The 14,690-nt window shown below is 53.9% G+C and carries 4 protein-coding genes; 1 reads left to right on the top strand and 3 read right to left on the bottom strand.

Translation table 11 applies throughout. The features are described 5' to 3' along the window. Positions 1 to 306 precede the first annotated feature (306 nt). The gene (xerS, locus tag ET33_RS20445) at positions 307 to 1,386 is read left to right on the top strand and encodes a tyrosine recombinase XerS (protein WP_036685934.1); all 1,080 of its coding nucleotides are present in this window, start codon (positions 307 to 309) and stop codon (positions 1,384 to 1,386) included. A 41-nt stretch (positions 1,387 to 1,427) separates the two neighbouring features. Here xerS and ET33_RS20440 read toward each other — a convergent pair whose 3' ends face one another. From ET33_RS20440 to ET33_RS20430, 3 genes are all read right to left on the bottom strand, one after another. Continuing rightward, a complete protein-coding gene (locus ET33_RS20440; protein WP_036685932.1) occupies positions 1,428 to 2,672 on the bottom strand; it encodes a PASTA domain-containing protein in 1,245 nt (414 codons plus the stop codon). Between the two features lie 168 nt (positions 2,673 to 2,840). Next, the gene (locus ET33_RS20435; protein WP_036685929.1) at positions 2,841 to 4,367 is read right to left on the bottom strand and encodes a bifunctional ADP-dependent NAD(P)H-hydrate dehydratase/NAD(P)H-hydrate epimerase; all 1,527 of its coding nucleotides are present in this window, start codon (positions 4,365 to 4,367) and stop codon (positions 2,841 to 2,843) included. Between the two features lie 186 nt (positions 4,368 to 4,553). Continuing rightward, the gene (locus ET33_RS20430) at positions 4,554 to 14,660 is read right to left on the bottom strand and encodes a non-ribosomal peptide synthetase (RefSeq protein WP_051775464.1); all 10,107 of its coding nucleotides are present in this window, start codon (positions 14,658 to 14,660) and stop codon (positions 4,554 to 4,556) included. Positions 14,661 to 14,690 lie beyond the last annotated feature (30 nt).

Genomic DNA, 14,690 nt, shown 5'->3' with positions numbered 1-14,690 from the left:
TGACCACAATGCCAGCATGAACATCTTGCAAGAAGGACTGCGTTTGTTGGCGAAGTTGGGCTGAACTGTGGGAACCGCAGGGATCGCTTGCTCAAGAAGAGAAGGATGCTTCTCTGTTCGCAAGAATCCCCCATCTCAGCGCCATTAGCGCAGGTGGTGGGAGTGTTCAAAATTGACAGACCTGTTCCTGCTCTCCCATAATAAATTAAGGTACCTGAGAGTTTCCCAATATCGTTCACTTCCTCAACAAAATTCATTACATAACATTTATTATGTAAACTATTTATTCGTATGGAGGCGGTTCGCATGAATATTATCAAAATCAAAGACCGCAGCGAGCTGGAGAAAAAAGTGCCCTCCATGCCATGGTATGTGGAGAAATTTATCAATTACAAGCTGCCCGACCTCTCCCCTTCCTCGCTGCTCGAATATGTGCGGGACTACGATACTTTCTTTTCATGGCTGCTCGCGGAAGGCTTGTCGTCTGCGGCAACGGTAAAGGATGTGCCGCTCATTGATCTGGAACGGCTGCATATGGACAGCATCGACAATTTCAAAATGTTCCTCGCCACCCGCAAAGAAAATTCGAACGGCAAGACGACGATCGCCCGCAAGCTGTCCTCGCTGCGGTCGCTGTTCCATTACTTGAGCCAAATTGCCGAGGACGAGAACTTCTATCCGCTGCTGAAGCGCAACGTGATGGCCAAAGTCGAAATCAAGCGCACGCACAAGCCGAAGGATACCGCGGCCAAGCTGGAGGGGAAGCTGCTGCAGGAGGCGGAAATCGCGGAATTTATCGAGTACGTGCAAACCGGTTATCCGATCGATGTCGCCAAAAACAAGCAGGCGCTCTACTCCTACGAGCTCAACAAGGTCCGCGACGTCTGCATCATCAGCCTGATCCTGAATTCGGGCCTTCGCGTATCCGAGGTTTTCAATCTCAATGTCGAAGACATCGACTTGAAGAAAAAGCTGACATATGTATACCGGAAAGGTAAAAACGACGATACGTTCAAAACGCCGGTTTATTTCCGGCAGGAAGCCGTCGATTGCTTGTCCGCGTATTTGGAGCAGCGCCAGCTGAGATACAAAGCGCCCAAACGGGAAAAAGCCCTCTTCCTTGCCGTCGCCAACGGCAAAAAAGAAGGTGAGCGCATGACCAAGCGCGCCATACAGGAGATGGTGATCAAATACGCCAAACGGTTCGGCAAGCCTTACTTGTCCGTGCATAAGCTGCGCCACTCGTTTGCGACCGACTATTACCTGCGCAACGATTTGTACAAAACGCAGGAGCAGTTGGGGCACGCGTCGCCGGAAACGACGCAAATCTACGCCCACCTGACCGATAAAACGATGGCCGAAGCGATCGACAAGCTATCGGAATAACGCCTATAAGCCGGTCCCCGTCTCGCTCGGGGCCGGCTTGTTTATTGCTGCGTTCCTTTGCTTACCCAATATTTGACCCGGGTGCCTTTCGGGACTTGCGTTTGGGCAGCCGGCTCCTGCTTGAACACCGTGCCTTCCTCCCGCTCGTTCACCTCCATGGCGAATTCGAACCGCAAACCGGCTGCCATAGCCTGCTTGCCAGCCGTATCGTTCTGCAGCCCGATCAAATTAGGCACAATCACGATTTCGTCTTCCGCTTTTTTCTGATTTGGGTCATTTGCAACTTCAGGCCCGGCCGGTTTGTCGTAGGTATGATGCGGCGTCTGCACGGGAGCGTGTTGCTCGGTTTGGGCCGGCGAGGTGCCTTTGCCGGAAGGCTCCTCTTGATGCTTTCCCAGCCACACGAAAGCTGCGGCCCCTCCCAGGCAGGCAATTGCTGTCCCTACCAGAAACTTACGGCCGGCTCGCCCCAAGCTTCTCCGGGGCGGTGCCTCTTCTTCCTCGTCGACCGGTTCTTCCTCTTCGTACGCTTCCTCCGGTTCTGTCTTTTCCCGGACTTGCCTATCCCATACCGGCATAGCCACATCCTGCCTGACGGTCGTGTCCTGCCGCAAGCCCTGCAGCACGAGCATAAACGAAGCCAGCGTTTCCTGATCGTTCCATACCCGGCGCAGGGTGGAAATCAGCATCTCCTGTTCTGCGCGCGGAATCGCCGCAAGCGCCTCGCGAAGCCGGTGCTCCATCGTATCGAACGAAGCCGGAATCGATTCGGAACAGGTCAGGATCTGGTATAGCAGGCAGCCGAGACCTTGGGCGCCGCGCTGCGCGTGTGTCCCTTTTTCCCAATAATTAATGATCTTGAGCTCTCCGTCATCGCTGAGCCACAGGTTCGCAGCATGAACGGAACAGCCGGATATCCCTTCCTCAAGCGCATCCATCAGGCCTTTTCCAAGCTCAAGTACTTTGGAGACCGCTTCCTCCGGGGTAAAACGATGCCCCTTCAGCTCTTGGATAAACGGCTTGCCGTCGAACGTCTTCAACACGGCAAAAATATAATTCGGCTCCATCCCTACATCAAGGATATGTAAAAAACGATTGTCGCTAAGCGGCGCAACCTCGCGCAGCTTGCGAATATACGCCTCTTTGGTGGCTTCGTCCGTGCTTTCCACGACGAAAAATACGACGTCTCTTCGCAAAGGCAAATCTTTCCCACTGTATAGCATTCCGCTTAACATCGGAAGAATCGGCTCGGTAAGCACGTAACGTTGATTGATGGATTTCTCCATGGAAACCTCCTTCAAACGTCATAATTATAGTATTCGACAGCCGAATGATTTTTGTGAGGCGTTTTTATGACCAAAAAGAACACAAAACATATCGAAGTTCATAATAAACGTCATTAAATATTAACGACATGTATAATCAATCTGATTAATTACACGTGTCGATAATGGTCACAAATGGTCGATAATATCTCCGGCCGTCAGTGATGCAGGAAGCTCGCGGCTGGCGGCCGCCCGGTCTCCGGCGGAGCCATGAAGATATGTCCCTAGCGCTGCCGCCTCGGGACCATGCCAGCCTTGGGCCAACAAGCTAGCGATGATTCCCGCCAGCACGTCCCCGGCTCCTCCGGTAGCCATGCCTGCATTGCCGGTCGGGTTGATATAGACGTTCCCGTCGGGATCGGCAATCACCGTCCGCGCCCCCTTCAGGACAAGCGTCACGCCGGTGCGCGCCGCATAACGGCGGGCCGTCTCTATGCGATCCCGCTGGACAGCCGATACGGTGGAGCCGGTCAAACGCGCCATTTCCCCCGGGTGCGGTGTCAATACGACCGGTGCGCCGCGCCTCGGCCAAGCTGCGGCATCTTCCGCCACTGCCAGCATATTAAGCGCATCCGCATCAAGCACGAGGGGACAATCGGTTCCCTCCCAAAGCGTGCGCAAGAAAGCCGTATCCTGTGCCCATCGTCCGATGCCCGGACCAAAGAGCAGCGCGTCTTTTCCGACGGCGAGCTGCACCAGATCGTCCGCCCGGACGGCGCTCCAGTCTCCTCTCTGTTCATCCGCCAGCCCCGCAAGCATGGCCTCCGGCACCTGGCCGAACATCGGCTCGGCCAGTCGATCCGGCAGGACCCACGTAACCAAGCCGCTTCCGCCACGAAGCGCTGCTTTGGCGGACAGCAGCCCCGCCCCGCTCATCGATCGGCTGCCTGCGGCAACGAGGACATGACCGTAGGTTCCTTTATGCGAATCGGCCCACCGCAGCCGGTAATCCTCAAGCCGGAGCTGCCGTGATAAGAGCGGCTCTTCGATCCGGAACGTGCGGATACCGGCTTCGACAGCCGCCTTTTGAGGGATCCCGATATAACGCACCTTCACCTCACCGGCAAGCTCTGCGCCCGGATACTGCTCCAAGCCCCGCTTCGTAAAAGCGAGCGCAACGGTACGGGTCGCCCGGATGCAAGAATCGAAGACTTGCCCGGTATCTGCGTCCAAGCCGCTCGGCAAGTCAACGGAAAGGATGGGCAATCCAGAAAGGTTCGCTTGACCGATCAAAGCGGCATACGCCTCTCTCGGCGCCCCGCGGCTGCCGGTTCCAAGCAGCGCATCCATGATGCCGCTATATCCTCTCCAATCGATAACCGACGAATCGTACACTTCGTAAGGTATTCCTAACCGGGACGCGATGTCCCGCTGAATCGCCGCTTCCCCACGGAACGATTCCGGGGCTTCGGCATATATGATTTTAACGTCATAACCCGCTTCGATCAAATGTCTGGCGGCTACAAGCCCGTCCCCGCCGTTATTGCCCTTCCCTGCGAGAACGGCTAAAACGCCTCTGCGGCCGTCGAACAGCTCCATGCCTTCTTCCGCCACGGCCCGGCCGGCATTCTCCATCAGCACAAGCGCTGGGATGCCAATCGTTTGAATCGTATGCAGATCGACCCTTCTCATTTCTTCCGCCGAGACGACAAACATGGCCTCAGCCCTCCCACAGATTGGGTTTCCTGCTATTATACCATAATTGACCGGCAGCTTGCTTGCTCCAATAAAGTATACATAATATTTATTATGTAAACTGAAATCTTTGTTGGTCGCACCGAATAAAAGCGGCTGTAACCCGGTATTCCCACCGAGTTACAACCGCTGTACAATCGGGCTTGCTTACAGGGTTCCGCTTGACGAGACTAGACCCAGCCCCGCCTGCTCTCCTATATGTTTTAGGATAAGTCGAAGAACTTTGGCGTTTTCTTCAACATAACCGGGCATAAGCACTTCAATATGCTCCCCAACCAAGTTGTGCTCTGCATAGTTTTGCTGCGTTGCTTCTTTCCATAACAAAACATTATCTTGGACCGAATGATCCTCTTTCGAGCTTTCCGCAACTAAACCGTGGATGTTCGCTTGGACGACCCCGGTATTGACGAGCTCATTCCAATACTTATCATAAGCAAGCGTTTTGCTTCTTACTTTATCCCTCGTAACCGGAGCGGTCAAAATTTGTCTATACGGCTCGGGGATCTCCTTCAATACTTCATTGAGATGATTTTCCGCCTCTTCTGTGGATGCCTCTATCCTGCTATTTTTTTTCATGGCGTCGATTATAATGATATCCGATACGCTATACCCTCTCTTTTCCATCACTTTGGCAACCTCGAATGCCAGATTGCCTCCTGCAGAATAACCCAGAAATACGTACGGCGATTTCTCCTGAATGCTAAGAATGGAGTCCATATATTGATCGAGCATATCCGGACGAGCGTAGTCATCTTCTATAAATTCGATAGAATAAACTACGCAATGGCGATCCAGATGCTTGGCCATTTCGGCAAACGCCATGCCATACCCCAGCACCGGAGGAAAGCAGAAAACGTTGATCAACCCGTTTTCGTTTAGTTTTACGATGTGGCGGCCACTGTGTTCAATCTTATGAAACCTGAGTTTTAACAGCTCATTCGCCATTTTTTCTATGGAAGGCTTCTCAAATACGACACGAAGAGGAATGTCGATTTCCAGTTCCGCATGTATTTTCTGCATCAGTTGCAGCACCTTTAAAGAGTGCCCCCCCAGATCAAAGAAGTTGTCCTTCACACCGAAATTCCGAAGCCCGAGCACATCTTGCCAGATTTGCACCAATTTCGCTTCCAACGGTGTTCGGGCCGCTAAGTATTCGACTCCGGTTTGCACGCTTCCCTCCGGTGCAGGCAGCACTTTGCGGTCGACCTTTCCATTGGACGTCAACGGCATCCGGGCAAGCTGCACAAAATACGAAGGCATCATGTAGCCCGGCAGCTCTTGAGCCAAAGTCTCTCTAAGCTCGCTCACCGTCAGATCTTTGTCCGCCACGAAGTAAGCGACAAGCTGCTTCTGTCCGGTTTCGTCTTCGCGTGCCGTTACAACTGCTTCTTGAACCGACGGCGCCTTCATGAGCTGTGCTTCGATCTCGCCCAATTCAATGCGGAAGCCGCGGATTTTCACCTGATGATCGACCCGGCCCAAATATTCGATGTTTCCGTCCGGCAGCCAACGGGCCAAATCTCCCGTTCGATATATCCGCCCTCCGGCTGCAAACGGGTTATCTGCAAACTTCTCTGCCGTCAGCTCCGGACGATTCAAGTAGCCTCGGCCAACACCGCTTCCTCCGATGTATAGCTCGCCTGGAATGCCGACAGGTTGAACGGCAGCGTTTGGACCTAAAATATACATGTTCACGTTCGGCAGCGGTTTGCCGATTGGCAAACTTTCGCCCAATTGTCCGCTCGTATATTCATAATAACAAGCATCGATGCAAGCTTCCGTTACTCCATAGCTGTTTAAAATCCGCATGTGCGAACCGAACCTGTCGACCAAGTTGTTATAGGCTTCCGCCGGGCATTGGTCTGAACCTACGATCAAAGTCTTCAGTGAGCCGATATCCAACCTGTTGTCATAGACGTATTCCATCAGCGGGATCATGAGGGCAGGCGTAGATTCGAAGAAGCTGATCCGATGAACCGCTATAAGCTCATAGATGAGCGTAGGATCGAGCCGCGAGTGATTCGGGCATACGATCAACGTTCCGCCATGCAACAATGCGCGAACAAGGTCGCCGGAAAATACATCGAATGAAAAGCTTGCCCATTGCAGAACGCGTACGGCTTCCTTGTTCAGATCGTAGGCTTCTTTCCACGCATGTGCGATGGAAACGAGCTGTCTGTGCTCGATCATGACCCCTTTGGGCTTGCCCGTTGTTCCCGATGTGTAGATCACATAAGCCAAGTGGTTCGGATTCTGGGCCGCCTCCAGATTTGACCTCTTTTCATGATAGAACGCTTCTTCATCCAAAGCGACCAAGGTACCGGCAAAGGAGATCCGATCCTGCAAATGACGATGCAAAAGCAGCAGCTTCGCGCCCGAATCCTCCAGCATGTAGCTGATGCGCTCCTGCGGGTACTCCGGGTCGATCGGCACATACGCGCCACCTGCTTTCAAGATGGCCATGATGCCAACGATCATCTCCAAGGAACGCTCGGCCATGATGCCGACAAACTGATCGGGACCTACACCTTCGGCCCGCAGCGTCCGGGCGAGCCGATTCGCCTTTTCATTCAGTTCGCTGTACGTCAGCCGTTTCTCCTCAAACACAACAGCCACCTGATCCGGCGTACGATCCGCCTGTTCTTCAAACAGCTGAGAAATCGTCTTCTCCCGCGGATAATCCGCCGTCGTTTCTCCCCAAGCGTGCAAAATCTGCTCTTTTTCTTGCGCTGTAATGATTTCAAGCGACGATAGCTGCACTTGCGGATCGCTCGCAATAACGTCGATCAGTTGGATAAAGTGCTTTGCCATCCGCTCGATCGTTTCCGGTTTGTACAAGGAGGTTGCGTATTCAATACTGCACAAGATTTGTTCCTTGTCTTCTATCGCGCTGAAGGTCAGGTCGAACTTGGACACGTTATGCTTGTTCGCATACGGGCGGAATTCCAACCCTTCGATGTCCAGCTCCTCCTGCTCCGTGTTTTGCAGGACAAACATCGTGTCAAACAAAGCATTGCGGCTCAGGTCTCTGGCCACATCCAGCTTATCGACCAATTCCTCAAACGGGTAGTCCTGATTTTCATAGGCTCTGAGCGCACTCTCCTTGACTTCCTGCACATAGTCGCGGAACGTCTTCTCCCCAGCCGGAGCATTCCGGATAGCCAATGTGTTGACAAACATCCCGAGTATCGGCTCTAGGTCCGCATGCGGTCTTCCCGCGATCGGCGTCCCCACGATCACATCTTCCTGCCCGCTGTATTTTGAAAGCAAGGTTGTATAAGCTGCTAACAACACCATGAACAAGGTCGACCCGGTTTGCGCCGCGAGCTGTCTTAAGCCTTCGCTCTTTTGCTTGTCAATGACAAATTCCAGCGTGCTCCCCTTAAAGCTTTGGATCGAAGGCCTTTTGTAATCCGTCGGCAGATCGAGCACCGGGATGTCTCCGCGGAACGTCTCCAGCCAATATGCTTCCTGCCTGCACGAACGCCTGCTTTGAACTTCTCCTTGCTGCCATGCCGCATAATCCTTGTACTGAATCCGCAGCGGCGGCAGCTCGTCTCCTTCGTATAGCCGGATAAACTCCTTCGTCAGGATTCCCATCGACGCCCCGTCGGAGATGATATGATGCATGTCAACCAGCAGTAGATGGCGGTCCGGCTTCAGTTCGATCAGCCCGACCCGCAGCAATGGCGCCTGACGAAGATCGAATGGCCGCACAAACTCCCGAACGCGGGCTTCCGCTTCATCCTCGCCCGCCTGCGCGAACTCCACCGCGAATGGTACCGTCTCGTGTATGCGCTGCACCGGCTCGCCGTTCACCAGTTCGAAGCCCGTCCGCAGAGTATCGTGGCGCGCGATCAGCTTCCTGAACGCCTCCTCCAGCCGCTTCCGGTCCAGCGCCCCTTCTATCGTCATGGCCTCCGGCATGTTGTAGCTGAGCTCCCCGCCTTCCAGCTGGCTCAAAATGTACAGCCGCTTTTGCGCGGAAGAGACCGGATAATACGCGCTCTTCTCTACCATCGGGATGGACGCATAGGCGCTCTGCTCCCGGCCCGTGACCGCTTCCGCCATTTGCTCGATCGTCGGATACTGGAACACCTCCCTCAGCGACATCTCGATATCCAGCTCCTTGTGCAGGTGGGCCACCAGCGTCGTTGCACGCAGCGAATGTCCGCCGATCTCAAAGAAATTGTCTTTGACGCCGACCTTCGGAAGTCCGAGCACCTTTTTCCAGATTTGTTCCAACCGCTCTTCCATTGGGGTGCGGGCCGCGACGTAGTCGATCCCGGTTTGTGTCCTTCCCTCCGGAGCCGGCAAGGCCCGGTGGTCGATCTTCCCGTTGGGCGTCAGCGGCATCTGCGCAAGCTGCACAAAATACGAAGGAACCATGTAACCCGGCATCTCCCGCGACAGCGCTCTTCTCAGTTCGCCCGCCGTCAGCTCCCGGTCCGCTACGTAGTATGCGCATAACTGCTTTTGCCCGGCTTCGTCTTCCCGCGCAAACACGATGGCTTCCAGAACGGAAGCTGCCTTGAGCAGATGCGCTTCCACCTCGCCAAGCTCGATGCGATAGCCGCGAATTTTGACCTGATGGTCGATCCGGCCCAAGTATTCGATGTTTCCGTCCGGCAGCCAGCGCGCCAGGTCCCCTGTCCGGTACATCCGCTTCTCCGGCGCAAACGGAACCGGCACGAATTTCTCTGCCGTCAGTTCGGGACGGTTCAAGTAGCCCCTAGCCAGCCCGATCCCGCTCACGCAGAGCTCTCCCGCCACCCCGATGGGCGCCAGCCTGTTCTGCGCATCGAGAATATACACCTGATGGTTGGCTATCGGACGGCCGATCGGCACCGATGTTTCCATCGCCATGTCCTGCGAATAGACCCAAGTGGTCGAGCAAATGGAATCCTCCGTCGGGCCGTAATTGTTGATATAGCGTACGTGATCCTTCCACTGCCCCACCAGCTCGGCGGAGGAAGCGGAGCCGGCCGTGATCAGCGTTTTTAGGCTCGGAACATGCGCCGGGTTCAAGTACACGGCATAGGTCGGAGGCAAGGTCGCCACCGTTATTCCGTTGTCCCGGACGTACTGCTCGAACAAATGATGATCCAAAATGACCGAAGCATCCGGCACATACAGCATCGCCCCGAAAAATAAGCTCATGATGATTTCCGAGCACGACGCGTCAAACGAAAAGCTGGCAAACTGTACGATGCGATCCTGCTTGCCGATCTGCAGGGTATTTTCGCAGAAGAACTTGAAGTTACACACGCCCTGATGCTCGACCATCACACCTTTCGGATTCCCGGTCGTGCCCGACGTGTAGATGACATACGCCAGCTGCTGCGGATCGACAGCCAGCCCCAGATTCGAGCCGTCGTCGCTATACGTCTGATCATCGTCCAGCAGGAGCGCTTCGCCGTCGAACGCTGCGCGATCCCGCAAGTGCGACTGGACAAGCAGCAGCCGTGCGCCGGAATCTTCGAGCATGTAGCAGATGCGTTTCTCCGGGTATTCCGGGTCGACCGGCACATACGCGCCGCCCGCCTTCATGACGGCGAGCACGGCGACGATCATTTCGATGGAGCGCTCGCTCATAATCGCAACCAGTTGCTCGGCCTGCAAGCCCTTGGCTCGAAGCGTGCGCGCCAGGCGATTCGCCCGTTCGTTCAGCTCGCGGTACGTGAGCCGCTGATCCTGGAACACAACCGCCTCCTGCTCCGGCATCCCGGCCGCCACCTGTTCGAACAGCCCGTGGATCGTCATATCCACAAGATACGGCCATGCCGTATCGTTGAACTCCTCTACAATTTGCGCCTTCTCCTGTGCGGTCAGAATCTCGATGGACGATAGCTTCGCATTCGGGTCATGAATCATCTTCTCGACAAGCTGCGTAAAATGCTCTGCCATCCGCAGGATGGTTTCTTGCTTGAACAGCGTGCTCGCGTACTCAATGCTGCAAACAAGCGAGTCTGCTTCCTCCGTCACATTGAAGGTCAATTCGAACTTGGACACGTTATGCTTGTTCGCATACGGGCGGAATTCCAACCCTTCGATGTCCAGCTCCTCCTGCTCCGTGTTTTGCAGGACAAACATCGTGTCAAACAAAGCATTGCGGCTCATATCTCTGGCTACATCCAGCTTATCGACCAGTTCCTCAAACGGGTAGTCCTGATTTTCATAGGCTCTGAGCGCACTCTCTTTGACTTCCTGCACATAGTCGCGGAACGTCTTCTCCCCAGCCGGAGCATTCCGGATAGCTAATGTGTTCACAAACATCCCGAGTATCGGCTCCAAATCCGCATGCGGTCTTCCCGCGATCGGCGTCCCTACGACCATATCTTCCTGCCCGCTGTATTTGGAAAGCAAGGTCGTATAAGCTGCCAACAGCACCATAAACAAGGTCGACCCGGTTTGCGTCGCGAGCTGTCTTAATCCTTCGCTCTTTTGCTTGTCCAGCACAAATTCGAGCGTGCTCCCCTTAAAGCTTCGGATCGAAGGCCTTTTGTAATCCGTCGGCAGATCGAGCACCGGGATGTTCCCGCGGAACATTTCCAGCCAATACGCTTCCTGCTTGCGCAAACGCCTGCTTTGAACTTCCCCTTGCTGCCATGCCGCATAATCCTTATACTGAATCCGCAGCGGCGGCAGCTCGTCTCCTTCGTACAGTCGGATAAATTCCTTCACCAGAATTCCCATCGACGCCCCGTCGGAAATGATATGATGCATGTCAACCAGCAGCAGATGGCGGTCCGGCTTCAGTTCGATCAGCCCGACCCGCAGCAATGGCGCCTGACGAAGATCGAATGGCCGCACAAACTCCCGAACGTGGGCTTCCGCTTCTTCCCCGCTCACCTGCGCGAACTCCACCGCGAATTGTACCGTCTCGTGTATGCGCTGCACCGGCTCGCCGTTCACCAGTTCGAAGCCCGTCCGCAGAGTATCGTGGCGCGCGATCAGCTTCCTGAACGCCTCCTCCAGCCGCTTCCGGTCCAGCACCCCTTCTACCGTCATGGCGCCCGGCATGTTGTAGCTGAGCTCCCCACCTTCCAGCTGGCTCAAAATGTACAGCCGCTTTTGCGCGGAAGAGACCGGATAATACGCGCTCTTCTCTACCATCGGGATGGACGCATAGGCGCTCTGCTCCCGGCCCGTGACCGCTTCTGCCATTTGCTCGATCGTCGGATACTGGAACACCTCCCTCAGCGACATCTCGATATCCAGCTCCTTGTGCAGGTGGGCCACCAGCGTCGTTGCACGCAGCGAATGTCCGCCGATCTCAAAGAAATTGTCTTTGATGCCGACCTTCGGAAGTCCGAGCACCTTTTTCCAGATTTGTTCCAACCGCTCTTCCATTGGGGTGCGGGCCGCGACGTAGTCGATCCCAGTTTGCGTCCCTCCCTCTGGAGCCGGCAAGGCCCGGTGGTCGATCTTCCCGTTGGGCGTCAGCGGCATCTGTGCAAGCTGCACAAAATACGAAGGAACCATGTAACCCGGCATCTCCCGCGACAGCGCTCTTCTCAGTTCGCCCGCCGTCAGCTCCCGGTCCGCTACGTAGTATGCGCATAGCTGCTTTTGCCCGGCTTCGTCTTCCCGCGCAAACACGACGGCTTCCAGAACGGAAGCTGCCTTGAGCAGATGCGCTTCCACCTCGCCAAGCTCGATGCGGTGGCCGCGGATTTTGACCTGATGGTCGATTCGTCCCAAGTATTCGATATTGCCGTCCGGCAGCCACCTTGCCAAGTCGCCTGTTCGATACATCCGTGCCCCGGGAACGAACGGATTGTCGATAAACTTCTCCGCCGTCAGCTCCGGACGGTTTAGGTAGCCTCGCGCGAGCCCGGCTCCCGCCACACACAGCTCGCCCGGTATCCCAACTGGCTGGAGCTGATCTTCTTTGCTCAAAATATAGGCAACCGTATTGGCGATAGGCTTTCCTATCGTAATTTCCTGAGCAGCATCCGTGATCGACAGCCTGGTAGAGACCACGCTGTTCTCCGTTGGGCCGTATTCATTGCAAATTTCGATGGATGCCTTCATCTCCATGAGCTTCTGAATCAGTGCCGGAGCCAACTTCTCTCCTCCAGCCACCACACTTTTCACCGAATACAGCTCTTGCGGCTCCATCGTTTCCAAGATCGGCCACAAAAAGCTTGGCGAACCTTGCAGATGCGTGATCTTTTGCTGTACGATCGTCTTTTTGATGACCATCGGGTCTTTGCTCGCTTCATCATTAAGCATGTACACTGTCGAGCCCGACACCACGGGACCAAAAAAGTGCGTTATAAACGGATCAAAAACAAAAGGAGTCCACATCAGCGCACGATCTTCCTCCGAAAACCGGTAGCTTGCCGTCTTCCATTGAACCGTGTTTGCTATGCTGCCGTGCTCTACCATAACGCCTTTCGGCTTGCCGGTTGTTCCCGAGGTGTAGATGACATAGGCCAAATGGTTCGGTCCGACAGCCGGCTCCAGGTTCGATCCGTCCTCCCGGTCGAGCCGCTCGTCATCCAACATGACAAGCGCGCCCGCAAAGGAAACGCGGTCCATAAAACGGCGCTGCAGCACAAGCGTCTTCGTTCCCGAATCCTCCAGCATATAGCGGATGCGTTCCTCCGGATACTCCGGATCGATCGGCACGTATGCTCCTCCGGCTTTTAAAATCCCCAAGATCCCGACGATCATGTCCAGAGAACGCTCGGTCATAATGACGACCGGCTGATCCGGCCGCACCCCTTCCGCACGCAGCGTCCGCGCGAGCCGATTCGCCTTCTCGTTCAGCTCGCGGTACGTCAGCTTCTCGTCCTCGAAGACAACCGCAACCTGCTCCGGCGCGCGCTCCGCCTGCTCTTCAAACAACCCGTGGATCGTTTTCTCCCTCGGATAGTCCGCCCAAGTGTCGTTGAACACGGTCAATATCGTATTTTTTTCATCGTCGTTAATCAGAGATACCTCGGCTATTTTATCAAACGGACAACGAATCATATGCTCTGCGATCGTCAGCAACTGCTGCTGGATACGCTGCACTTCTTTTTCTTCAAAAAGATGCGTTCGATAATGCACATCGAGCACGATATGCTGCTCATTTAACATTTCTTTGATATGGAGTACGAAGTCATTGCCTTCATGTCCGGAAAAATCTATTTTGCTTTGCGTGCTTATCTGATCGTATTCGAGAAAACGCATGGGCTGGTACTCTACTGCAATACCGAACAAACGTTGAATGTCTTTGTTGTTATGCTTCTCCCGCAGATCCTGAATCAATTGATTGTACGGATACTTTTGATGGCGCAGGTTGGCGCTCTGTTCCTTGGCTACCCTTTGAAGAAATGAAAGCAGGTCCAGCTCGGGGTCAACGAAAATTTTTGTCGCTACGGTGCTCGCAAACATCCCGATCGTATCTTTTTCTTTCTTCGTTGTTCGGTTTGCATAGATGGTTCCAATTGCGATATCGTTCCGGTTCGTTACTTTATGCATGTAAATGTAAACGGTAGACATAAAGAAAGTAAGCACGCTTATTTTGTTTTGCTGGGAAAATACCGTCAGATTACGATAAAGATCATCGTTAATGATCAAGCTCTTTCTTTCGGCAGCTGTGCTTGTCACCAAGGGGTTGTAGGACTTAAGACTCGCAACCTCGGATAGCGATTGGAACTTGTCCATCCAATACGCTTTGTCTTTTTGGAAGCGCTCGGATTCCTCATATTGCCGTTCCGCGCTTATGTAGTCGATGTATGAGTTTTTTTCCTCCCTTGCGGATAAAGCTCCTTTCTTCAAGGCTACATAATTTTCCGCAACTTGGTTGCCAATGAGATTCATCGATATGCCGTCGGATACAATATGATGCATTTTTAAATTGTACCAATAGTGTTCATCGCTTAATTTAAAAATAACAAACTGATATAAATCCGAATGAAGCAGTTCCATTGGCGTTCGATTATGGCGGCCCAGCCATTCCTCCGCACGCGCCGCATGATTGTATTCGGAGAAATCCAAAAACTCGATTTCTTTATACATATGGGGCTCGATATATTGCATCGGTTCGCCATTTTCCTGCGTTAATTTGATTCGAAAAGCTTCGTTCTGTTGAATAACCAAATCAATGGCCTGCCGTAAAACGTGAAGATCGATATTCCCTCGGATGACAGCCGTTCCGGAAAGAACGCATGTCGTCGTGTTCGGGTACAGCAATTCCGTATACCATATTCTTCGCTGCGCATGAGTTAAATGAAAGAGTTTGATCGTATTCGTACTCAAGTTCCGTAGCTCCTTTGAATGTTATTAGTT

This window comes from Paenibacillus tyrphae, assembly GCF_000722545.1.
GTDB classification, from domain to species: domain Bacteria; phylum Bacillota; class Bacilli; order Paenibacillales; family NBRC-103111; genus Paenibacillus_G; species Paenibacillus_G tyrfis.
Note: the sequence above shows the minus strand (reverse complement) of the source record. Positions and strands in the feature narration are given on the sequence as shown.

Coding starts and splice junctions, on each gene's coding strand:
- xerS (WP_036685934.1), top strand. CDS start 307: ATGAATATTATCAAAATCAAAGACCGCAGCGAGCTGGAGAAAAAAGTG.
- ET33_RS20440 (WP_036685932.1), bottom strand. CDS start 2,672: ATGGAGAAATCCATCAATCAACGTTACGTGCTTACCGAGCCGATTCTT.
- ET33_RS20435 (WP_036685929.1), bottom strand. CDS start 4,367: ATGTTTGTCGTCTCGGCGGAAGAAATGAGAAGGGTCGATCTGCATACG.